Source organism: Pseudomonas sp. R1-43-08, from assembly GCF_003852255.1.
Taxonomy (GTDB): Bacteria; Pseudomonadota; Gammaproteobacteria; order Pseudomonadales; family Pseudomonadaceae; genus Aquipseudomonas.
Window position 1 is genome coordinate 4147552 of record NZ_CP027734.1, and the last position, 21732, is coordinate 4169283.

A 21732-nucleotide genomic window follows, 5' to 3' on the forward strand; every position below is an offset into this window, starting at 1 on the left:
TGTCAATCCTCGACCACCCAGGTGTCTTTGGTGCCGCCGCCCTGGGACGAGTTGACCACCAGCGAACCTTCGCGCAGCGCCACCCGGGTCAGGCCACCGGGCACCACGCGGGTTTCCTTGCCCGACAGCACGAACGGGCGCAGGTCGATATGCCGCGGGGCAATGCCGTTTTCGACGAACGTCGGGCAGGTGGACAAACACAGGGTTGGCTGGGCGATGTAGGCGTGGGGCTTGGCCTTGATGCGTGCGCGGAAGGCTTCGATTTCCGCCGCCGTGGACGCCGGGCCCACTAGCATGCCGTAGCCGCCGGAGCCTTGGGTTTCCTTGACCACCAACTCGGGCAGGTTGGCCAGTACGTGAGACAATTCGTCGGGCTTACGGCATTGAAATGTCGGAACGTTCTGCAGGATCGGTTCTTCATCCAGGTAAAAACGGATCATCTCGGTAACGAAGGGGTACACCGATTTGTCATCGGCTACCCCGGTGCCGATGGCATTGGCCAGCACTACGTTGCCCGAGCGGTAGGCGGCAAGCAGGCCCGGTACGCCGAGCATGGACGCCGGATTGAAAGCCAGCGGGTCGAGAAACGCGTCGTCGAGACGGCGATAAATCACGTCCACCGCTTTGGGGCCGTCGGTGGTGCGCATGAACACGCGGTCATCACGCACGAACAAATCGGCGCCTTCCACCAGCTCCACGCCCATTTCCCGGGCGAGGAAGGCATGTTCAAAGAACGCACTGTTGAAACGCCCAGGGGTCAGCACTACCACGCTGGGGTTATCCAGGGGGCTGGAACTCTTCAGGGTGTCGAGCAACAGGTTGGGGTAATGGTCAATCGGCGCGATGCGCTGGGCCGCGAACAGCTCGGGGAACAAGCGCATCATCATCTTGCGGTCTTCAAGCATGTAGCTGACGCCGCTCGGCGTACGCAAGTTGTCCTCCAGCACGTAGTAAGTGCCGTCGCCATCGCGTACGAGGTCTACCCCGGAAACGTGGGAATACAGGTCACGGTGCAGGTCCAGGCCCTGCATTGCCAACTGGTATTGCTCGTTGGCCAGTACCTGTTCGGCGGGGATGATCCCGGCCTTGATGATGCGTTGTTCGTGGTAGAGGTCGGCGAGGAACATGTTCAACGCCTTGACCCGCTGGATACAGCCGCGCTCGACCATGTGCCATTCGCTCGCCGGGATGCTGCGGGGGATGGTGTCGAAGGGGATCAAGCGCTCCGTCCCTTGCTCGTCGCCATACAGCGTGAAGGTGATTCCGGCACGGTGGAACAGCAAGTCGGCCTCGCGCCGACGCTGGGCCAGCAGTTCGGCAGGGGTGTCGGCCAGCCAACGGGCGAACTCGCGATAATGGGGACGGACCTGCCCTGCCCCATCGTACATTTCATCGTAATAAGTGCGGATCATGCCGTACTCCTTGTCACCCGGACGACAGACCCTTCGCAAGGCCCGTGCCAGCGGCATAAACACTTTCAAATCAAAGGATTGGATAAACCCAGAATTCCCCTCGCACCGTCCTGGTGCGCGAAATGACAGCAGCCCTGCCACACGCCTCATCGCAATGCGGCGTTGGACTATCAACAGCATAGTCAGCGTTGATTTCATTGCCCGCGCACTTCTGCGGATAATCGCGCCCATCAGCTGAACAGGACATGTCCTACAGCTAAACCCTTTGCACACCCAGTAACGTGCCGGCTCGTGTGATCGGCTCCTCGATCTTCCCCTTCAGCCACCCTTTCGGGTGGCTTTTTTTTTCGTGCAGGAAAGTGCACGTTCCGAACATGTTTGCCGAGCCCAAACAAAATCGGCCGACCCAAAAGGTCAGCCGATACGCTGTGTTGCTCATAAACGCTACATGGGTAACCCACGCACCTCCTGCTTGACGCCCCAGCCTTCGATAATTCCGCCCAACGGCTCAACCACCGCTTCAAAGTCCTGCTCGAAGTCTCCTATGCCGTCGTACGTTGCAGACATGATTTTGCTCAGTTCCAGGTACCAGGCACCATCGTCGCGGGCGCTGACCTGGGCGTTCAGGGATTCTCCGCGAAATCGACCCGCAGCCCTGCGCGCCCGTTCTTCATCCGGGAAAATCGCGTAGAACTCGATGGGGTGAAAACGTGAAAAGTCAAAGCCGCCTTCTTTCATGCGGCGCAGAACGTTGGTGCTGATGTCTTCTTGATAGGCTGTGCTCATGAAACGTCCTCCTCAGACTGATGGATAGACTTTCCGTGCTTCCTGAAACCCGCGCGCTGCTGGCGCGGGCACCACGGCAATAACGACACCGCAGGAAAACAAGCATGTAGCTGACAAGACCAGACCTTAGCGATTCATTCGCTGATCTCGATTGCAGAGTAACGCGAAGCTATCACCTCTACCAGAGGTGCATGGATCGCTTACAGGGAATATTCAGGCGCAGGGTTCGACCTTGAGGTCTTTGATACCATTTTGATCGTGCAAGCTCTTGACCGTGGGATCAGGGACACGATCGGCAAGATCGTTGAGGTCCAACTTTTCCAATACCGGCGACACACGCACGCGCACCAGCTGTGCAGCTTCTTCCAGCGTCGGCTCATGATCCCAGTCAAACTGCTCGACTACCGGTTCGCCACGGTCATTGATGAAAGAAATGTTCCACTTCGGCATCGGTGCCTCCTCGATAAAACCCATGTGTGGGCTCACATCTATCTGGACCTTGAAGCTTCACCAAACGTTCCACTCAAGGCAGGAGGCTCCGGATCAGGCGCGTTTACTTCTCGGCGTGTTCCTTCAGCGCTTTGAGCGTGTTGAACGGTGCTTCTACCACGAACTTGTTGGCCAACCACGACGGCACGCTGCCGCCGGGCTCGGTGTGCACCTGGTAGGTCACTTCGGTCTCGTTGGCGCCTTTGGGCACCAGCTTCCAGAAACCTTCCACCTGGGCGACCCGGACATAGCCTTTTTCTTCCGGCTTGTACGTCGGCACCCCTTGCAACGTGCGGGTAACGCTACCGTCAGCGGCCTTGGTGGTGGTGACATGGATATACGAGTCGCGATCCGTCACCGGGAACGGTGCCTTGAATTGGGTGTAGGTCCAGGCCTCATCGCCTTTCTTGTCGACCAGTTTCTGGGATTTGCACTCATGGATCCACGAGCAGGCGCCGGCGACATCTTCCTGCAGGGCCTGGATCTTCGCCACGGGCGCCTTGATCAGAGCCACACCGCGATAGGCCTTGTACTTGGAGCCGGCCACTTCGCTCAGGGACACCTTGATGCCGTCCTCATTCTTGGCTTCTTGCCAATCCTCAGCCTGGGCAGCGCCAGCGAACATCATCGTAAAACCGCATACCACAGCCATTCGTTTCAGCGAACCCATCGTTGTATTCCTTGTTGTTGAAGTTCCGATAGTAAAGCCCATCAAGCCGCCGTCATCTGCTCCCACCAACCGATCAGGCGGATCGCGTCGGCCTGGTCGTTGCCGCAGACCTCGATATCTGCCTTGAAATCACTGCACACCGCTGGCCGCTCCGCTTGGCCGAACAGTTGGCACAGGTGTTCGACCGACAAGTGCAGGCAGCGTTCGCCCGCAGGTTTGCCGTGGGGCATTCCCGGCAGCGGCGAACTGATGGAGGGGGCGATGCAGCAAGCGCCACAGCCTTCACGGCATTTCATGACCAACAGGTCCTCGACGACTCAATGGGATGGCCGGGCTAGAGTACGCCCTTAAACAGCCGTTTTAAAATGGTCCAACAGGGGTTTTCGTACAAAACAGAAGTGACCGACCAGTCTACGACCGGTGGTCAGTGGCGCGGCTCACTGATGGTCGGGGGTTTATTGCTTGAATTCAAAATCCAGCGCAGCACCTTCCACGTCACGTCGTTCTTCGTTGCGCAACTGCAGCTTCATCTCGTTGCTGAGCAAGCGGCCGTTGATCTGGAACGCGCTGTTGTCGGACGGTTTTTCACTGAACATCGGCGGCAATAACGGCACGCTCTTGGGTTTGGGCATGGTGCCGATGGGTTGCAGCAGCCTGACCATGTCCGAGGGCAGGGACAGGTCCAACTGTGCCGGTGGCAGCTTGGTCTGGGCGACTTCGTGGGCAGACTTGGACTTGCTCGCAATCGGTGCGCGCTTCTTTACCTTGGCGGTTTTTTTCTTCGCCTGCGGTGCCGGCTTTTTCGCAGCGGTCTTCTGTTCGACGCTTGCAGCAGGCTTGGTGTCCGTCACAGGCGCGGCCGCCAGCGCAGTGCCGACGTTGCATAGACTTATCAAGCCAACCATCCAGACAGCGCGAAAAATAGAGGTCATATCGCCAACAGCATTAACGGCAGAAGGCCATATGCTCGCTTGTTGTGCGTGGCATGACAAGCACAGAGATCAATCTTGTCCCCTTTTATGCCCCTCAAAGGCCCGCCGCCGTCTCCTGGCATAACTGGCTGGCAAGCATCCCCAGGGTCATCAGCGCACGCTCTGCCTCGCGGTTCCACGGGGTGCCGCAATTGAGACGGATACAGTGGTTGAACTGTTCCGTATTACTGAAGATCAGCCCCGGCGCGATACTGATGCCCTGTTGCAGGGCACGCACATGCAGTTCCTGGGTATTGACCCGTCCCGGCAAACTGACCCACAAAATGAAGCCGCCGGTCGGACGGGTCATCTGAGTGCCTTCGGGGAAATATTGCTGCACCGCCAGTTGGAAAGCGCTGAGGTTTTTGCGGTATTCCTGGCGAATGTAACGCAGGTGCCGGTCGTAACCACCGTTCTCCAGGTACGCAGCAACGCCCATCTGTGTGACGCTGCACGCAGAGTGGGTGCTGAACATCTGCAAACGCTGGATTTCCTGCTGGTACTTACCGGCGATCATCCAGCCGATGCGCACGCCGGGGGATAACGTCTTGGAAAAACTCGAGCAGTAGATGACCCGGTCAAGACGGTCATAGGCTTTCAGGGCCTTGGTGCGGCCCAGTTCGAACATCAACTCGCCGTAGATATCATCCTCGACAATTTGAATATCGAAATCCGAGGCCAGGCGCAGCAACTGTTTCTGCCGCTCTTCGGGCATGGTGCCGCCCAACGGATTGCTCAGGCGCGTGGTCAGTACCAGCGCCTTGATCGGCCACTGGTTGGCGGCCAGTTGCAGGGCCTCCAGGCTCATGCCGGTGGCCGGGTCGCTGGGAATCTCGATGACCTTGAGGCCGAGCAGGTCGGCCAGTTGCAGCAAGCCGTAGTAGGTCGGTGACTCAGCGGCGATCAGGTCGCCGGGGCGCGTCAGTACGCGCAGCGACATCTGCAACGCGTCGACGCAGCCGTGGGTAATCACCACTTCGGACGGGTCCACCACCACGCCGGCATCGCGCATGCGAATCGCCACTTGGCGGCGTAGCGGTTCGAAACCGGGGCTGAACATGTAACTGAATGCACGCGGGCTCTGGAAACGCGTGACCTTGGCCAACTGCTGGTGCAACGCCCGTACCGGCAGGTAATCCACACTCGGCACCGCCGCGCCCAAGGGAAATACGCCTTCACGGCGCGACTCGACCAGCACTTGCTGGATGATGCTGCTGCGGGTGACCAACCCTGGGCGTTCAACCCGCGCAATGTCTGGGGTTGGCGCCGTGAGTGCCGGCGTCTGGTGCACGTAATAGCCCGACTGCGGCCGCGCCCGGATCAGCCCCTGGTCTTCCAGATTGGCGTAGGCCTGCAGCACCGTGGCATGGCTCACGTTGAGCTGAGAGCTCATCTTGCGCACCGAAGGCACACGCTCCCCCGGCTGATAAACACCACGCCGGATGTCCTCAGCCAGTTGCTGGGCGATACGTTGGTAGAGCAACAGATTGGTCATGACGCAGCACTCGATTTCACGGGTATTTTATTTTTGTGTGAAACATACCGGCACAGTTTAGAAGTGTACGGGGACAGTTGCCACAATAGTCGAGCGCGGGAAGGAGTGACAGAAAAAACTGTAGGGGTCGTGAATAGAATTTTCAGGTGTATACAGAAAAATGTGGGAGGGGCTTGCTCCCGATAGCGGTGGTTCAGTCAACACTTCAGTGACTGACACTCTGCCATCGGGAGCAAGCCCCCTCCCACATTTTGAGTTGCGCCAGACTTCAGCGAGCGGCGCCCAGTTGGCCTTTTTCGTCGGAGAACACAATTTCCACGCGGCGGTTCTGCGCGCGGCCACGTTCGGACGCATTGGCCTCCACGGGGTATTTGTCGCCATACCCTTCGACCTGAATGCGTTTTTCGTCGATGCCCAGGTCAATCAGCACATCCGCCACCGATTGCGCGCGGTCATGGGACAGGGTCAGGTTGTCGTGCTCGCCCCCGGTGTTGTCGGTGTAGCCCTCGATGCGCACCTTGCGCCTGGGGTTCAGTTGCAGGAATTGCACGATCTTCAACACCGTGCGGTTGGCCGAGTTCTGCAACTCGGCTTCGCCGGTATCGAAGAGTACGTCGCCCAGGGTCATCACCAGGCCACGGTCGGTCTGGGTGGTCAGGCTGGCGATTTGCTGTTCGACCCACTTGCCCTGCTGTTGCACGCTGGCCAGCTTGCTCTCACGCAAGGCCAGTTGCAGGCGTTGGCGCTCCAACTCGAGTTTGGCCAGGCGCTCGGCGTTAAGTCCCTGCTCGGTGTGTTCATGGGCAATGGCACTGTAGCGTTGGCTCAGGTAGGCGTAATGCACCACGTCGGCGCCGCTGCCCCAGTAGCTGGACAGGCGATCGGCACGCGCCAGGGACTCACCGGCGCGGATTACATCCTTGGGCGCGAAACGCAATACATTGGCGTCTTCCTTGACCCGCTGAAAGTCACTGCTGGCCTGTTGCAGTGCCTGCTCGCCAGTGGGCTGGCTGGCGCAACCGCCCAACGCTACGCTGCTCAGCAGCAATACAGCGCTCAAACCACGCATCGTCGGGCTCATTGGGCTTCTCCCAGCTGCAACTGCTTGCGCAGGCGGGCGATGCGGGTGTTGACCACGTTCAATTGCTCCTGGCTCTTGCCGGTCAGCACCTTGGCTTCGGCCAGGCGCGCATCCAGCTCAGCCTGTTCGGCCCGCATGCGCGCGTGTTTGTAGGACTGGTCGGCCATGTCGGCCCTGGCTCTGGCAAATTTGTCTTCGGCTTGTTTCAGCTCGGTCGATTCATCGGCATTGGCGCCGACCGCGCTGGCTTGCTCCAGGGCTTGCTGGGTCAGGCGCATTTGTTCGGTCGGCGCAGGATCGGTGGCGCATCCCGCCAGAGCGACAACGGCAAAGGCCGCGAAAAGAGGTCGAAGAGTCACTGAAAATCCCTACTTTGTTGGGGTGCCGACGGCTTGTTGCAATTGCGCCTTCCAGCGCTCGAGATTGCGCTGCAACGCGGTTTCCGCCACACCGGACGCGGGCAATTCTGTCATCTTTTTGGCCAGCTGTCCGCGCAGCCACGGATCATTGCAGGCGGAATTGTGGGAAATCGCCAGGTACAGGCCGGGCTGATCGATCGGTATGTCGCGCGCCACCAGGTCATCGCTCATACCCAGGCTCTGGGCCATGGCCATGCCGGAATAGCGGCTGGCGAGCACATAGTCCACCTCCCCCAGCAACAGTTTCTGGAACGCCGGCGTCAGGCCAGGCAGACGCTGCAGGGTCAATTGCTGGCTGGCAACGGTTTCGAACCCGGCACTCAAGCGTGCGCGCTCCGATACGGCCCCCTTGTGGCCCTGCAAGTCGGCAGCGGTGCTATAGATCAAAGACGAGTCCTTGCGCGTCCAGACCAGGTAATCGATCTGCATCAAGGCCGGGTGTATGTAGTCGAGGGTTTGCAACTCGCCGAGGTTCAACGGCGCATCGGCGAGCACATCCATGCGTCCGCTGCGAACTTCATCCAGAGCCAGGGAGCGCTTGCCGCCGTAAAGCAGGTCGATTTTCAGGCCGAGGTCCGTGGCCACCTGTTGCAACACATCGGCGGTGGCGCCGATCAGGTGGGTCGGGTCCTGCGGGTCGCGCCACAGCAAGGGCGGTGCATCCGGGCTGCCGGTGATCACCAGGCGCTCGCATTTGCCGGCCGCCAGCGACATTGTCGGCAGCAGCGTAAGGCCCAGCAGCAGGATCAAAGGACGCAATTGCATGGCGAGGTGCTCCCACACGTCAAAAAAAAACCCGGTCACAAGACCGGGCTCTTTATAAGTGAAGCGACTGGATTAGACCAGCTTCTCCAACTCGGGGATGGCTTCGAACAAGTCCGCCACCAGGCCGTAATCAGCCACCTGGAAGATTGGTGCTTCTTCGTCCTTGTTGATCGCAACGATCACCTTGGAGTCTTTCATACCGGCCAAATGCTGGATCGCGCCGGAGATACCGACGGCGATGTACAGCTGGGGTGCCACGATCTTGCCGGTCTGGCCGACCTGCATGTCGTTGGGTACGAAACCTGCGTCGACGGCCGCGCGCGAGGCGCCGACCGCTGCGCCGAGCTTGTCGGCCAGGGCGTACAGGTGCTTGAAGTTGTCACCGTTCTGCATGCCACGCCCGCCGGAAACGACGATCTTGGCAGCGGTCAGCTCAGGGCGATCCGACTTGGCCAGCTCTTCGCCGACAAAGCTGGAAGTGCCAGCGTCGTGGGCTGCGGCAACCGCTTCAACCGATGCCGAACCACCCTCAGCGGCAACCGGATCGAAACCGGTGGCACGTACGGTGATGACTTTGACCGCTGCGTTGGACTGTACGGTAGCGATGGCGTTACCGGCGTAGATCGGGCGCTTGAAGGTATCGGCGCTTTCAACCGAGATGATCTCGGAGATCTGGTCGACGTCCAGCTGCGCGGCAACGCGTGGCAGGATGTTTTTGCCGTTGGACGTGGCGGCGGCCAGGATGTGGCTGTAGCCAGCGCCTAGCTCTGCAACCAGAGGAGCAACGTTTTCCGGTAGCTGATGCGCGTAGGCTGCATTGTCAGCGTTCAGGACTTTGCTCACACCGGCGATTTTCGCAGCGGCTTCAGCCACGGCGCCAGCGCCCTGACCTGCTACCAGTACGTGGATGTCGCCACCGATTTTAACGGCTGCAGCCACAGTGTTCAGGGTGGCCGGAGCCAGCACTTTGTTGTCGTGTTCTGCGATTACCAAGATAGTCATGGTTAGATTACCTTCGCTTCGTTTTTCAGTTTCTCGACCAGTTCAGCCACCGACTTGACCTTGATGCCCGCGCTGCGTGCAGCCGGTGCTTCAACCTTGATGGTCTTGTTGGTAGAGGCGGTGGAAACGCCCAAAGCGTCTGGAGTCAGCACTTCAAGAGGCTTCTTCTTGGCTTTCATGATGTTTGGCAGAGACGCATAGCGCGGCTCGTTCAAACGCAGGTCGGTGGTGACGATGGCCGGCAGGTTCAGGGAAACTGTCTGCGCGCCGCCGTCGATTTCACGGGTCACGGCAACCTTGTCGCCGCTCACTTCCACTTTGGAAGCGAAGGTGCCCTGGCCGTAACCGGTCAGTGCAGCCAGCATCTGGCCGGTCTGGTTGTTGTCGCTGTCGATAGCTTGTTTGCCAAGGATCACCAACTGAGGCTGTTCCTTGTCGACAACGGCCTTGAGCAACTTGGCCACGGCCAGGGAGGTCAGCTCTTCAGCGGACTCGACCAGGATGGCGCGGTCGGCGCCCAGTGCCAGGGCGGTACGCAACTGTTCCTGGGCAGTGGTCGGGCCGATGGAAACCACGACGATCTCGGTCGCCACGCCTTTCTCTTTCAGGCGTACGGCTTCTTCCACGGCGATTTCACAGAATGGGTTCATCGACATCTTGACGTTAGCCAGGTCGACGCCGGAATTGTCCGCCTTGACGCGAACTTTCACGTTGTAATCGACAACGCGTTTGACAGCTACAAGAACCTTCATGGATTCCTCGTTACTCTCCGGTGAAAAGAAAGTCGCCTAGGCAAGCCTGGCGGTTGATGCTCATCGGCACACAAGGGCACCTCCAAAAACGTCAGCGGATGACTCGGCGATGGAAAAATGATGACCGTTCGTCAGGGGTGACTGAGAAGTCATTCTTTATCGCAGTGTGTAAACTGCGCGCCAGCATACGGCGCGCGTCATCTGTCTTGCTTTTGGACGTGCTCTTGAAACCTGCACTCTGCCTACGGTAAGCGCAAAACCGACCGTATATTGACCGGAACGCCTATTCTGGTCAATACGGCAAAATGGTCAGTCATAAGCCGCGTTGCTTTGATTTACCTAGGCTGCGGGCAATTCAAACAAACGTTTGTATTGGACGCTGCCAGTGGTGTAGATATAATGCGCCACCCAGAGAGAAAGGTGGGTCTTGCCGTTGCAGCAGGGCCGTACCGAACCTCCACCCATTAGAAAAAAAGCCTGTTGAGCCTTGAGTAGGAGATAGCCTGTGGAACGCGAATACATGGAATTCGACGTGGTCATCGTCGGCGCCGGCCCGGCTGGCCTGTCCGCCGCCTGCCGACTGAAGCAGAAGGCCGCCGAAGCCGGTAAGGAAATCAGCGTCTGCGTGGTCGAGAAGGGCTCCGAAGTGGGCGCACACATCCTCTCTGGCGCGGTCTTCGAACCGCGCGCGCTGAACGAACTGTTCCCGGACTGGAAAGCTCTCGGCGCCCCACTCAACACGCCGGTGGTGCGTGACGACATCTATGTACTGCGCAGCAGCGAGACCTCCACCAAGGTTCCGGACTTCTTTGTGCCCAAGACCATGCACAACGAAGGCAACTACATCATCTCCCTGGGCAACCTGTGCCGCTGGCTCGCCCAGCAGGCCGAGAACCTGGGCGTGGAAATCTACCCGGGCTTCGCCGCCCAGGAAGCGCTGTTCGATGAAAACGGCGTGGTGCGTGGCATCATCACCGGCGACCTCGGCGTCGACCGCGAAGGCAAGCCCAAGGAAGGCCTGTACACGCCGGGCATGGAATTGCGCGGCAAGTACACGCTGTTCGCCGAAGGCTGCCGTGGGCATATCGGCAAGCAACTGATCCAGCGTTTCAATCTGGACAGCGACGCCGACGCCCAGCATTACGGCATCGGTCTCAAGGAAATCTGGGACATCGACCCGGCCAAACATCAGCCAGGCCTGGTGGTGCACACCGCCGGTTGGCCGCTGGATATCATGGGCAACGAGAACACCGGTGGCTCGTTCCTTTATCACCTGGAAAACAACCAGGTGGTGGTCGGCCTGATCGTCGACCTGTCCTACAGCAACACCTTCCTGTCGCCGTTCGATGAATTCCAGCGCCTCAAGCATCATCCGGTGCTGGCCCAATACCTGGAAGGCGGCAAGCGCGTCAGCTACGGCGCCCGCGCTATCGCCAAAGGCGGCCTGAATTCGCTGCCCAAGATGGTCTTCAAGGGCGGTGCGCTGATCGGCTGCGACCTCGGCACCCTGAACTTCTCCAAGATCAAAGGCAGCCACACCGCGATAAAGTCCGGCATGCTCGCCGCCGACGCCGTGGCCGACCGCCTGTTTGCCGAATCCGAAGGCGGTGATGAACTCACCGCGTATGTCGACAGCTTCAAAGCCAGCTGGCTGTACGAAGAACTGTTCGCCAGCCGCAATTTCGGCGCGGCGGTGCACAAATACGGCGCCATCCTCGGCGGCGGCTTCAACTGGCTCGACCAGAATATTTTTGGCGGCAAGATCCCCTTCACCCTGCGCGACACCACGCCGGACTACGCCTGCCTCAAGCTGGCCAAAGACAGCAAGAAGATCGACTACCCCAAACCCGACGGCAAGCTGAGCTTCGACAAGCTGAGCTCGGTGTTCATCTCCGGTACCAACCACGAAGAAGAACAGCCGTGCCACCTGAAACTCAAGGATCCGAGCATCCCGATCGGCACCAACCTGCCGCTCTACGATGAACCGGCGCAGCGCTACTGCCCGGCCGGCGTGTATGAAGTCGTGACTAAAGAAGACGGCGAGAAACGCTTTCAGATCAACGCCCAGAACTGCGTGCACTGCAAGACCTGTGACATCAAGGACCCTTCGCAGAACATCACCTGGGTGACACCGGAAGGTGCGGGCGGGCCGACTTACCCGAATATGTAAGCCAAAACGAGGCTCCCCAAGTGGGAGCCTTTTTTATGGCCCACATCAATTAAAAAAAAAATGTGGGAGGGGGCTTGCTCCCGATGGCGGTGGATCAGTCAGCCAATTTGTGACTGATACACCTCTATCGGGGGCAAGCCCTAATGCCAGTCAGTTAAGGCTTTTTGTAGGAACGAGGCGGGCGGCTAGCCCTTGCTCGCGAAAAACTCACAGGCACCGCGTTCATTCAGAAAGCACGCGTTATCGTTGACGTTTTTCGCGAGCAAGCTCGCTCCTACAGACGGCGGTGTACGCTTAACTGACTTTAGGGCAAGCCCCCTCCCACATTTGGATCCCGTTGAGCCAGGGAGAATCAGGCAGCCCGCTCTTCACCAGGATTGCGCAGGAAGTAGCGCTTGTACTCGCGACTGAACTGCGAGGTGCTCTGATACCCCACGCTGTGCGCCGCCTGCGCCACGCCCATGCCGTCCACCAGCAGCAATTGCTGCGCCTTGAGCAGCCGCAAGCGCTTGAGATACTGCACCGGCGACAACAGCGTGCAGCGCTTGAAGTGTTCGTGAAAGGTCGATGCGCTCATGTGCGCATAACCGGCCAGCGTCTCGATGTTCAGCGGCTCGGCGTAATGGGCATGCAGGTGATTCAATGACGTGGCAATCCGCGAAAACTGCCCCTGCTGTTCCACCAACGCACGCAACACATCGGCCTGGGGCCCACGCAACGCCATGAACAATAATTCGCGCACCCGCGCCGGGCCCATGATCCGGCTCTCCAGCGGATCGTGCAGGCACTGCAACAGCCGTTCGACGCACCCGCGCATGGCGTCATCGAGCACCACCGAACTCATCGACTCCAACGTCTGCGCAGCCGGCGGTGGCCCGGCCTGCATGCCCATGGCCATCACCAACTCACCCAACACCACCCGATCGATACCCACTGTGACGCCCAACAGCGGCGCGCCGGGCGCCATGGCGAAGGTCTCGCATTCGAACGGCACGGGCATCGCCTGGATCAGGTAATGCCCGGCGCCATATTCCAGGGTACGCGGGCCCAGGTAGGCGACCTTGCTGCCTTGGGCCACGAACATCAGGCTCGGCTCGTAGATCTGCGGCCCGCGCGCCACATCGCAACTGGCGCGCAGCACTTGCACGCCAGGCAGATGGGTTGGGGAAAAACCGTCGCGGGACGCGAGCCCCTCAATCAAGGAAACCAGCGTGGCGTTGGCGTCGACGTGGCGGGTCAGCAGCATGGCAAAAAACTTCGCGAAAAAAGGGATGAGAACATCATCGCAGGTCTGGCTGCGGATGCATCCAAACACTGGGCACTCCCGGACGAATAGGCATGAGACTCGGAGCAATCGCCATGGCCGCTGATTCGGTCGACAGGGAGAATGGCCCGCCTCACTGTCCATTGCTTTTTGCGAGGTTTCTCCATGTACACCGCCATCGGTTACGCCGCCCAGTCGGCCACTACTCCCCTCGCCCCCATGTCGTTTGAGCGCCGCAGCCCGCGTGCCGATGACGTGGCTATCGAGATTCTCTACTGCGGCGTGTGCCACTCCGATATCCACCAGGCGCGCAACGAATGGGGCATTGCCGTTTACCCATTGATGCCCGGCCACGAGATCGTCGGCAAGGTCACCGCCGTCGGCGCCAGTGTTACCGCGCACAAGGTCGGTGATCTGGTCGGCGTGGGCTGCATGGTCGACTCATGCCGCCACTGCGACGCCTGCCAATCGAACCTCGAGCAATACTGCCTCGAAGGCCCGACCATGACCTACGCCACCCCGGACCGTGTGGACGGCAGCAACACCATGGGCGGCTACTCCGACAGCATCGTGGTCAGCGAGCACTTTGTGGTGAAGATCCCGGCCAAGCTCGACCTGGCCAGCGCTGCGCCGATTCTCTGCGCGGGCATCACCACGTACTCGCCGCTCAAACACTACGGCGTCAAAGCCGGCGACAAGGTCGGGATCCTCGGCATGGGCGGCCTGGGCCATATGGGTATCAAGTTCGCCAAGGCCATGGGCGCCGAAGTGACGCTGTTCACGCGCTCGGCAAGCAAGGCCGAAGAAGGCCGTCGCCAGGGCGCCGACCATGTGATCGTGTCCACCGATGCCGAGCAGATGAAAGCCGCCGCCGGGCATTTCGACTTCCTGCTCGACACCATCCCGGTGCAGCACGACCTGAACCCCTACCTGGATGTACTGCGCTTTGACGGCGTGCATATCCTGGTCGGCTTGATCGAGCCGGTGGACCCGCCCGTCAATGCCGCCAAACTGGTATTGGGCCGTAAAGTGCTGGCCGGCTCGCTGATCGGCGGCATTGCCGAAACCCAGGAAGTCCTGGATTTCTGCGCCGAGCATGGGATCACCTGCGACATCGAGATGCTCGACATCCGCCAGATCAACGAGGCTTACACGCGGATGATCGCCGGTGATGTGAAGTATCGCTTCGTCATCGACATGGCGACCCTGAAGGCCTGATCAGGCCTTCGCGCCCAGTTCCGCCGAGAGCCGAGCCGCGACCTGTTTGATCACAGGGATCAGCTCGGCCATTTTCTCCAGCGGCATGTAGGGCACGGTACTGGCGATGCTGATGCCGGCGACGATTCGCCGGCTGGCATCGCGCACCGGTGCCGCGACGCAACGGATCGACGGTTCGTTGTCTTCCAGGTCGAACGCATAACCGCCCACCACGTATTCATGCATGCGCTGCTCGAACTGCGCCCAGGATTGCTCGGGGTGCTTCGGCCACTGCAGGTTCTTGCCCCCCGCCGGCAGGCTGACTTGGTACAGGCGCTGCCACTCTTCCACACCGTCATCCAACATCAGCGCCTTGCCGATGCCGGTGCGCGCCAGTGGCATGCGATGGCCCACCCGCGAGCGCATTTCCGGTCCGTTACGACCGGGGTTCTTGTGCAGGTAGAGCACCTCGTCGTATTCGCGAATCGCCAGGTGGATGGTGTCGCCGGTGAGGGCTGACAACTCGTCCAGGTAAGGCACCGCCAGGTTGACCAAGGGCAGTTCTTCGCGCGCCTGGAAGCCCAACTCGATCAGCTTCGGCCCCAGCAGGTAACCGACTTGCGGCACCACGCGCAGGTAACGCTCCTCCACCAGGCAACTGGCCAGGCGGTGCGTGGTGCTGCGGGTGGTGCCGATGCGCCGGGCGATCTCCTTGAGATCCCGCGCGCCCGCCGCCACCGCTTGCACCACGCCCAGTCCGCGCAGCAGGGTCTGGGTGCCGGTGGGGGCGGTGTCTTTGACGGGGGTGTGGGGGTTTTCCAGCATATCGGGCCTATAGGTATGAAAGCGGGGGCATTATGGCAAATACCGATCTTCAATACAGTGGAGATCAAAATGTGGGAGGGGGCTTGCTCCCGATGGCGGTGCTTCAGAAGCAGATGTGCTGAATGGCACACCGCTATCGGGAGCAAGCCCCCTCCCACATTTAGTCCTCATCCTACATTTGATCAGCGTTGCTTCATGCGGTCGATGATGACGGCCAATAGCAGAATCGAACCCCGGATCACGTACTGGTAAAACGTGTCGATGTTTTTCAGGTTCATCGCATTCTCGATGATCGCCAGAATCAACACCCCGGCAATCACATGGCGGATCATGCCGATACCGCCGCTCAGCGACACCCCGCCCAGCACGCACGCCGATATCACCGTCAGCTCAAAGCCCTGGCCGATCATCGGCTGGCCCGAGGTCATGCGCGAGGCCAGGATCACCCCGGCCAGGGCGCCGATCAGACCGTGCACGGCAAAGATGATGATCTTGGTACGGTCAACGTTGACCCCGGCCAGCAGCGCCGCTTCCTGGTTGCCGCCAATCGCCATGGTGTTGCGCCCATAGGTGGTGTAGTTGAGCAGCCAGCCAAAGAACACAAAGCACAACACGGTAATGATGATCGGCACCGGCACGCCCATCAGTTGGCCGTTGCCGAACACAAAAAAGCGCTCGTCCATCACCCCCACCGCCTTGCCGTTGGAGAAGATGTAGGCCAGGCCGCGCACAATCTGCATGGTCGCCAGGGTGGTGATCAGCGCGTTGATGCGCAGCTTGGCGATGACAATGCCGTTGATCAGCCCCACCAGCAGGCCCATGGCCAAGGCCGCCGACACGCCGAGCACTACGCTGTCGGTATCTCGAATCACGATCCCCGCCACCACGCCGGCGCAGGCGATCACCGAGCCCACCGACAAGTCGAAGTGCCCCGACGCCAGGCAGAACAGCATGGTGCACGCAGCGATGCCCACGGTTGAAATCGCCAGGCCCAGCCCGCGCATGTTCAGCGGCGACAGGAAGTTGTCGATAAACAGCGCGCTGAGCACGAAAATGCCCAGCGCCGCCAATAGCATCACCCAGTCATCCAGGAATTTGCGCTGGTTGAAACCCGGCCAGAAGCCCTTTGCAGTTTTTACCTCAGACATACCCGTACCCTCGTATTCTTCAAGCCCGCGTACGCGGGAGTGCCAGTTGCAACAGCCGTGCTTCATCCGCCTGTTCGCGGGGTAGCTCGCCGGTGAGGGTGCCTTCGCTCATCACCAGGATGCGGTCGGAGATGCCCATGACTTCCATCAGGTCGCTGGACACCACGATCACCGCAATGCCCTGCGCCGCGAGGTTGTGAATGATCTGATAGATCTCCGACTTGGCGCCGATGTCGATACCGCGCGTGGGCTCGTCCAGCAGCAGCACTTTCATCGGCATCGACAACCAGCGGCCGAGAATGGCCTTTTGTTGGTTGCCGCCGGACAGGTACATGATTTTCTGTTCGGCGTTCGGCGTTTTCACCCTGAGCGCCTTGATCTGCGTGTCGGCGTTGCCCTTCTCCCAGTGATCGCGCAACAGCCAGCCAAATGCCGCATGGGCGCCACGCGCACTGATGTTGATATTTTCCGCGACGCTGGCCAGTGGAATGATGCCCTCCTTCTTGCGGTCCTCAGGGCACAACAGCACCCCACCGGCGATGGCATCGCGCGGGGAGCGCAGGTGCAGGTTTTCTCCGCAGAGTTCCAGCTGCCCCGCCGTCTTGCGCTCAAGGCCGCTGAGCAGGCGCAGCAGCTCGGTACGCCCTGCGCCGACCAAGCCAAACAGGCCGAGAATCTCGCCCTTGTGCACCTGGAAACTCACCGGTTCACGCAAGCCCGGCCCGAGCAGGCCGTCGACCTTGAGCGCGACGTCGCCCTGCTGCCGTGGCCGGTAATCGTAGATGTCCTGGATATCGCGGCCGACCATGCAGGTCACCAACTGGTCGTGGGTCAATGTGCCCATGTCGTCGAAGGTGCGCACAAAGCGGCCATCCTTGAATACCGTCACCGCGTCGCAGATGCGGAACACTTCTTCCATGCGGTGCGATACGTAGAGCACCACTTTGCCTTCATCGCGCAAGCGCGTGATGATCGCCATCAACCGATCGATTTCGCGGGCAGACAAACTGCTGGTCGGCTCGTCGAAGGCGATCACATGGGCGCCACGGGACAGCGCTTTGGCGATTTCCACCAGCTGGCGCTGGCCCAGGGACAGGCGACCCAGCTTCTCCTGGGGGTCGATTTCATCGGCCAGGCCCTTGAGGCACGCCAGCGCCTGCTGGCGCAGCAAACCACCGTTGACCACACCAAAGCGCGACGGCATATGCCCGAGGAAGAGGTTTTCGGCCACGGTCATTTCCGGCACCAGGTGCAGCTCTTGGTGGATCACCGCGACGCCGCTGGCAATGCTGTCGGCGGCGCTCTTGAACGCCATGGTCTGCTCGCCGATCTGCAGCGTGCCACTGCTGGGGATATAGGCGCCGCCGAGGATCTTCAGCAGCGTCGACTTGCCCGCGCCGTTCTCGCCCATCAGCGCATGCACCGAGTGCGGCCGCGCTTCAAAGCTGATCTGCGCCAGGGCTTTCACACCGGGAAACTCCTTGCCGATGCCGTTGAAACGCAAGGCCGCACCGGTCATTTCCATAGGCCGATTTTGGTCAGTTCTTCCTGGAAGTTGGCGCGGGTGATCAAGGTCACTTCGTCCATGGCGGTGTATTTAGCCGGTTCCTTGCCGGTGGTGACCCACTCGTACATCGCCAACGCGGTGTTGTAGCCCTCGATATGCGGGCTGGGCAGCATCGAACCGAAGAAGCCGCTGTCGGCTTTCTTCAATTCGCCGATGGCGTCGGTGCCATTGATGCCGATGCCGATCACATTAGCCGCCGCGAAACCGGCGCTTTCGGTAGCACGTACGCCGCCGAGCACGGTGTTGTCGTTCATGCCGCCGATGATCAGGTTTTTCGCGCCGCTGGGCAGCTTGACCAGCGCCGAGTTGGTGGCGTCCATGCTGCCTGGCACGTCGAGGGTTTTCAGCGCGGCGGTCAGGATATGGTCCTTGGGAATGCCGGCTTCTTCCAGGGATTTGATCGAGCCGTCGGTGCGTTTCTTGCCGGTGTCGAGTTCGTTATAGGTGTTGATCACCGCGTAGGTGTTCTTCCAGTCCCAGCCGCGTTTTTTCGCTTCGGCAGCCATGGCGGCGCCCTGCTTCTGGCCCACTTCAAACGCGGCCATGCCCAGGTACGGCACGTCCTCCATGAAGTTGCCCTTGGCATCGACGAAGCGGTCGTCCACGGCCATTACTTTCAAGCCGTTGACCTTGGCCTTGGCGACAATCGCCGGGCCCAGGGACACATCCGGCGGGCAGATCACGAAGCCCTTGGCGCCGTTGGCCGCCAGGCTGTCGATGGCCGAAAGGGTTTTCTCACCGTCGGGCACGGCGATCTTGATCACAGTGAAACCGTGCTCCTTGCCGGCTTTTTCGGCGAAGGCCCATTCAGTCTGGAACCAGGGTTCTTCGGCCTGTTTGACCAGAAAACCGATCTTCACTTCCTCAGCGGATACGAACCCACTGAACGCCATCGCAAGCGCCACAGCGCCGAGTGTTTTCTTGAACATGGACCACCTCATTGTTGTTATTGGAAAACGCTTTAGTCGTGGTACATCACCGACCGCCCGCCATCGATCATCAGGCAGGTGGCATTGATAAAGGGCGCCTCGTCGGTCGCCAGAAACAGCGCGGTCATCGCCACCTCGATGGGCTGGCCGATGCGCTTGGGCGGGTGCAGGTCGAACGCACGCTGACGCTCCGCAGAGGGGTCAGGGAACCCGTTCCAGTAGTCGACGTTGAGCTGGGTTTCGATATAGCCCGGCGCAATGGCATTCACGCGAATACCCTTGGGCGCGTATTCGATGCCAAGGGCGCGGGTAAGGCCGAGCAGGCCGTGCTTGGCGACAGGGTAAGGAAAGCAGCCGGGAATGATGTGGCTGGAATGGGTGGAAGCAATATTGATGATGTTGCCGATGCCCTGCTCGATCATGTGCGGCAGCACCGAGCGGCAACCGTACCAGGCGCCGTCAAGGTCAATGGCGAAGCAGCGGCGCCAGTCCTCGTCGGTCATTTCCAGCGGGTCGCGAAACACATTGACCCCGGCGCAGTTGACCAGCACGTCCACGCGGCCGAAGCGCTCGATGGCCACAGTGACCAGCGCCTGCCATTGCTCCTTGGAGGTGATATCGACGGCCTGCGCGACAATCTCGGCGCCACGCTCGCGCCAATGGGCCGCGACTTTTTCGACTTTGTCCGCCTGGATATCCGCGATCACCAACCGCGCCTGCTGCGCCTGGAAGCAGGCGACGATTGCCTCGCCAATGCCTTGTGCGGCGCCGGTGATGATCACCACCTTGTGCTTGAGGCGCTCGCCGTAAGTCGGCTCGGGCACGGCGGGTAAGGACAACGGTTGTGCCTGCATCGCTTCACCTGTTTTATTTTTGGCAGTGAGTGCTGATGCAGGCGACTATAAACCCAGACCTCGAAATATCTCAATATATAAATTTACGTCCCATAATGTGAGCAAAGACATTAAAAAACCGGCCATGAATGGCCGGCTCCGGGGCGCCTGTCAGCCTTGGGCGAAATCCCTCAGCGCATCGCCTTCCATGCGATAGCGCACCCACTCTTCCTGGGGCTGCGCGCCGATGGATTTATAGAAGGCAATCGCCGGCTCGTTCCAGTCCAGCACGCTCCACTCGAAGCGGCCACAGCCGTTGTCGCAGGCGATCTTGGCGAGGTGGCGCAGCAACTTCTTGCCCGCCCCGCCGCCACGTTGTTCCGGGTTGATATAAAGGTCTTCCAGGTAAAGACAGTTGCTGCCCAGCCAAGTGGAATAGCTGAAAAAGAACACCGCAAAGCCAATCGGCAAGCCGTTGCGCAAGCAGATCAGGCCGTGGGCGGTGGCGCCCTCGCTGAACAGGCTGCGCTCTATATCCGCCACGCTGGCGATCACTTCGTGCCGGGCTTTTTCATACTCGGCCAGTTCCGTGATGAAGGTCAGAATCTGCGCAGCATCGCTGGGTACGGCGGGGCGAATCTCGATGGTCATGGGTGCGCCTTGGGCAAGTTCAAAGCCCACATACTAAGACGCTTTGATGACCGATTGCAGCGCATTTTCCATGTGGCGGGCACACAAAATCTTACAGGTCACGCAAGACCGTTCGTCGCCATCAAGGCACGAACCGCAATTTGGGGCTGACCAATACAGGGTAAGGACATCAATCATATGGAGACACCCTCATGAAAAATTCCAAATTGGCTGCCCTCGCTCTCACCGGCCTATTGTCTGCAGCGTCGCTGAGCGCCATTGCCGCGACTTCGTCCACCGGTACGACGGACCCGGTCGGCTCCCCACCAAGCCCTGCCACCCAGGAATCCCAGGATTCCATGGGCACAGGCCTGGACACCAATGGCGGCGCGATCATCGACAACACCAAAGGCGCCGACCCTCGTACCCAGGGTCACGATACCCAACGTCAGGCACCTGCCGCCGTCGGTAACGGCAAAATGGGCCCTTCGGTCAACGAGCCGAAGATCAATAAAGGCGACGACTCGAATCTGCCGGGTGCACCGAAGCAACCAGCGCCTTGATAGATCCACGGCAAGACGGACACCCGATCATTTCCCAGTGAAGAGGTACACATGAACGTCGATACAAACCTTGAAAAAGAAGTCCTCACCCGCCTGCTGCATGCCCATCCGCAAGGCTTGGGCAAGGAGGTGCTGGACAACTACCGCGGCGAAAAAGAAGTCGCCAGTGTCTTGGCGCACTTGCAGGACCGCGGGCTGATCAGGGATGGGCATGTGACCACTGACGACGCCGGTGAATATTCGTTGAACCTGCCGATCAAGTTGACCGCGTCGGGTGTAGAAGAAGCGCGCAAGCTCGAAGAACCATCCGTTCAGTGATTCATTTCTGGTCTGGCCCCGCAGCTGGGGCCAGAAGGAGTTTTAGCGATGCCTCGTGGAAGCAAAGCCAAATACACCACCGAACAGAAACGCAAGGCCGCTCATATCGAAGACAGTTATGAGCACAAGGGCGTGTCCAAGGAAGAAGCCGAAGCCCGTGCCTGGGCTACCGTGAACAGGCAGTCTGGCGGCGGCGAAAAGGCCGGATCCGGCAAACGCAAAGCGCCAGCGAAGAAGGCCCAAGATCGCCAGGATTCGGCGAAGCGCGCGGCAGCCAGCCGTGAGGGACAGCCTCGCAGCAGCCGCGCGTCGCTAGGCACGCAAACCAAGGAAAGCCTGATGAAAGAAGCGCGGGCCAAGGATATTCCCGGGCGTTCGACCATGCGTAAGGATGAGTTGATCGAAGCGCTACGCAAGGCCGGTTGAAAAACACCGAACAAATGTGG

24 protein-coding genes are annotated in these 21732 nt (G+C 60.1%); 5 read left to right on the forward strand and 19 right to left on the reverse strand.

What is annotated here, in order from left to right; translation table 11 throughout:
* Nucleotides 1-2: 2 nt before the first annotated feature.
* From C4J87_RS18930 to C4J87_RS18985, 12 genes are all read right to left on the reverse strand, one after another.
* Nucleotides 3-1412: a circularly permuted type 2 ATP-grasp protein gene (locus C4J87_RS18930; protein WP_124367993.1), complete on the reverse strand. Its 1410-nt coding sequence runs from the start codon at nucleotides 1410-1412 to the stop codon at nucleotides 3-5.
* A gap of 444 nt (nucleotides 1413-1856) precedes the next feature.
* Nucleotides 1857-2198 (reverse strand): ribonuclease E inhibitor RraB, encoded by a 342-nt coding sequence (locus C4J87_RS18935; RefSeq protein WP_057721151.1) that lies wholly within the window; start codon nucleotides 2196-2198, stop codon nucleotides 1857-1859.
* Between the two features lie 213 nt (nucleotides 2199-2411).
* The gene (locus C4J87_RS18940) at nucleotides 2412-2672 is read right to left on the reverse strand and encodes a hypothetical protein (RefSeq protein WP_124367994.1); all 261 of its coding nucleotides are present in this window, start codon (nucleotides 2670-2672) and stop codon (nucleotides 2412-2414) included.
* A gap of 79 nt (nucleotides 2673-2751) precedes the next feature.
* Entirely contained in the window at nucleotides 2752-3357 is a 606-nt protein-coding gene (locus tag C4J87_RS18945) for an START domain-containing protein (RefSeq protein WP_124367995.1), read from the reverse strand.
* Between the two features lie 41 nt (nucleotides 3358-3398).
* Complete coding sequence (locus C4J87_RS18950; protein WP_124367996.1) at nucleotides 3399-3653, reverse strand: YkgJ family cysteine cluster protein; 255 nt, start codon at nucleotides 3651-3653, stop codon at nucleotides 3399-3401.
* Between the two features lie 159 nt (nucleotides 3654-3812).
* Complete coding sequence (locus tag C4J87_RS18955) at nucleotides 3813-4289, reverse strand: translation initiation factor 2 (RefSeq protein WP_124367997.1); 477 nt, start codon at nucleotides 4287-4289, stop codon at nucleotides 3813-3815.
* Between the two features lie 94 nt (nucleotides 4290-4383).
* Nucleotides 4384-5823 (reverse strand): PLP-dependent aminotransferase family protein, encoded by a 1440-nt coding sequence (locus C4J87_RS18960; protein WP_124367998.1) that lies wholly within the window; start codon nucleotides 5821-5823, stop codon nucleotides 4384-4386.
* A gap of 268 nt (nucleotides 5824-6091) precedes the next feature.
* Nucleotides 6092-6904 (reverse strand): OmpA family protein, encoded by an 813-nt coding sequence (locus C4J87_RS18965; protein WP_124367999.1) that lies wholly within the window; start codon nucleotides 6902-6904, stop codon nucleotides 6092-6094.
* A complete protein-coding gene (locus tag C4J87_RS18970) occupies nucleotides 6901-7263 on the reverse strand; it encodes a DUF4398 domain-containing protein (protein WP_124368000.1) in 363 nt (120 codons plus the stop codon). Before C4J87_RS18970 ends, C4J87_RS18965 begins: the two co-directional genes overlap by 4 nt.
* A gap of 9 nt (nucleotides 7264-7272) precedes the next feature.
* A complete protein-coding gene (locus tag C4J87_RS18975; protein ID WP_124368001.1) occupies nucleotides 7273-8088 on the reverse strand; it encodes an ABC transporter substrate-binding protein in 816 nt (271 codons plus the stop codon).
* A gap of 72 nt (nucleotides 8089-8160) precedes the next feature.
* On the reverse strand, nucleotides 8161-9090 hold the full coding sequence (locus C4J87_RS18980) for an electron transfer flavoprotein subunit alpha/FixB family protein (protein ID WP_124368002.1): 930 nt from the start codon (nucleotides 9088-9090) through the stop codon (nucleotides 8161-8163).
* Between the two features lie 2 nt (nucleotides 9091-9092).
* Nucleotides 9093-9842: an electron transfer flavoprotein subunit beta/FixA family protein gene (locus C4J87_RS18985; RefSeq protein ID WP_124368003.1), complete on the reverse strand. Its 750-nt coding sequence runs from the start codon at nucleotides 9840-9842 to the stop codon at nucleotides 9093-9095.
* A gap of 505 nt (nucleotides 9843-10347) precedes the next feature.
* Between C4J87_RS18985 and C4J87_RS18990 the strand changes: the two genes are divergently transcribed.
* The gene (locus tag C4J87_RS18990) at nucleotides 10348-12012 is read left to right on the forward strand and encodes an electron transfer flavoprotein-ubiquinone oxidoreductase (protein ID WP_124368004.1); all 1665 of its coding nucleotides are present in this window, start codon (nucleotides 10348-10350) and stop codon (nucleotides 12010-12012) included.
* A gap of 352 nt (nucleotides 12013-12364) precedes the next feature.
* Here C4J87_RS18990 and C4J87_RS18995 read toward each other — a convergent pair whose 3' ends face one another.
* Nucleotides 12365-13258: an AraC family transcriptional regulator gene (locus tag C4J87_RS18995; RefSeq protein WP_124368005.1), complete on the reverse strand. Its 894-nt coding sequence runs from the start codon at nucleotides 13256-13258 to the stop codon at nucleotides 12365-12367.
* 183 nt (nucleotides 13259-13441) lie between these two features.
* On the opposite strand from C4J87_RS18995, the gene C4J87_RS19000 reads away from it, so the two are divergent.
* Nucleotides 13442-14494, forward strand: coding sequence for an NAD(P)-dependent alcohol dehydrogenase (locus C4J87_RS19000; protein WP_124368006.1), 1053 nt, complete (start codon nucleotides 13442-13444; stop codon nucleotides 14492-14494).
* Here the strand turns inward: C4J87_RS19000 and C4J87_RS19005 are convergent, their stop codons facing one another.
* The 6 genes from C4J87_RS19005 to C4J87_RS19030 all read right to left on the reverse strand — a co-directional run bounded on the left by C4J87_RS19005 (nucleotide 14495) and on the right by C4J87_RS19030 (nucleotide 20426).
* On the reverse strand, nucleotides 14495-15298 hold the full coding sequence (locus C4J87_RS19005) for an IclR family transcriptional regulator (RefSeq protein WP_124368007.1): 804 nt from the start codon (nucleotides 15296-15298) through the stop codon (nucleotides 14495-14497).
* Nucleotides 15299-15480: 182 nt separating this feature from the next.
* Entirely contained in the window at nucleotides 15481-16446 is a 966-nt protein-coding gene (gene araH / locus C4J87_RS19010; protein WP_124363990.1) for an L-arabinose ABC transporter permease AraH, read from the reverse strand.
* Between the two features lie 19 nt (nucleotides 16447-16465).
* Complete coding sequence (gene araG / locus C4J87_RS19015; RefSeq protein ID WP_124407937.1) at nucleotides 16466-17965, reverse strand: L-arabinose ABC transporter ATP-binding protein AraG; 1500 nt, start codon at nucleotides 17963-17965, stop codon at nucleotides 16466-16468.
* Nucleotides 17962-18942, reverse strand: coding sequence for a substrate-binding domain-containing protein (locus tag C4J87_RS19020; protein WP_124368009.1), 981 nt, complete (start codon nucleotides 18940-18942; stop codon nucleotides 17962-17964). The genes araG and C4J87_RS19020 overlap by 4 nt, the downstream gene beginning before the upstream one ends.
* Before the next feature lie 32 nt (nucleotides 18943-18974).
* Entirely contained in the window at nucleotides 18975-19796 is an 822-nt protein-coding gene (locus tag C4J87_RS19025; RefSeq protein WP_124368010.1) for an SDR family oxidoreductase, read from the reverse strand.
* 150 nt (nucleotides 19797-19946) lie between these two features.
* Entirely contained in the window at nucleotides 19947-20426 is a 480-nt protein-coding gene (locus C4J87_RS19030; RefSeq protein WP_124368011.1) for a GNAT family N-acetyltransferase, read from the reverse strand.
* Between the two features lie 191 nt (nucleotides 20427-20617).
* Between C4J87_RS19030 and C4J87_RS19035 the strand changes: the two genes are divergently transcribed.
* The 3 genes from C4J87_RS19035 to C4J87_RS19045 are packed head-to-tail and all read left to right on the forward strand — an operon-like array spanning nucleotide 20618 to nucleotide 21712.
* A complete protein-coding gene (locus tag C4J87_RS19035; RefSeq protein ID WP_124368012.1) occupies nucleotides 20618-20968 on the forward strand; it encodes a hypothetical protein in 351 nt (116 codons plus the stop codon).
* A gap of 51 nt (nucleotides 20969-21019) precedes the next feature.
* Complete coding sequence (locus tag C4J87_RS19040; protein WP_124368013.1) at nucleotides 21020-21286, forward strand: hypothetical protein; 267 nt, start codon at nucleotides 21020-21022, stop codon at nucleotides 21284-21286.
* 48 nt (nucleotides 21287-21334) lie between these two features.
* Nucleotides 21335-21712: a Rho termination factor N-terminal domain-containing protein gene (locus C4J87_RS19045; RefSeq protein ID WP_124368014.1), complete on the forward strand. Its 378-nt coding sequence runs from the start codon at nucleotides 21335-21337 to the stop codon at nucleotides 21710-21712.
* Nucleotides 21713-21732: the final 20 nt, after the last annotated feature.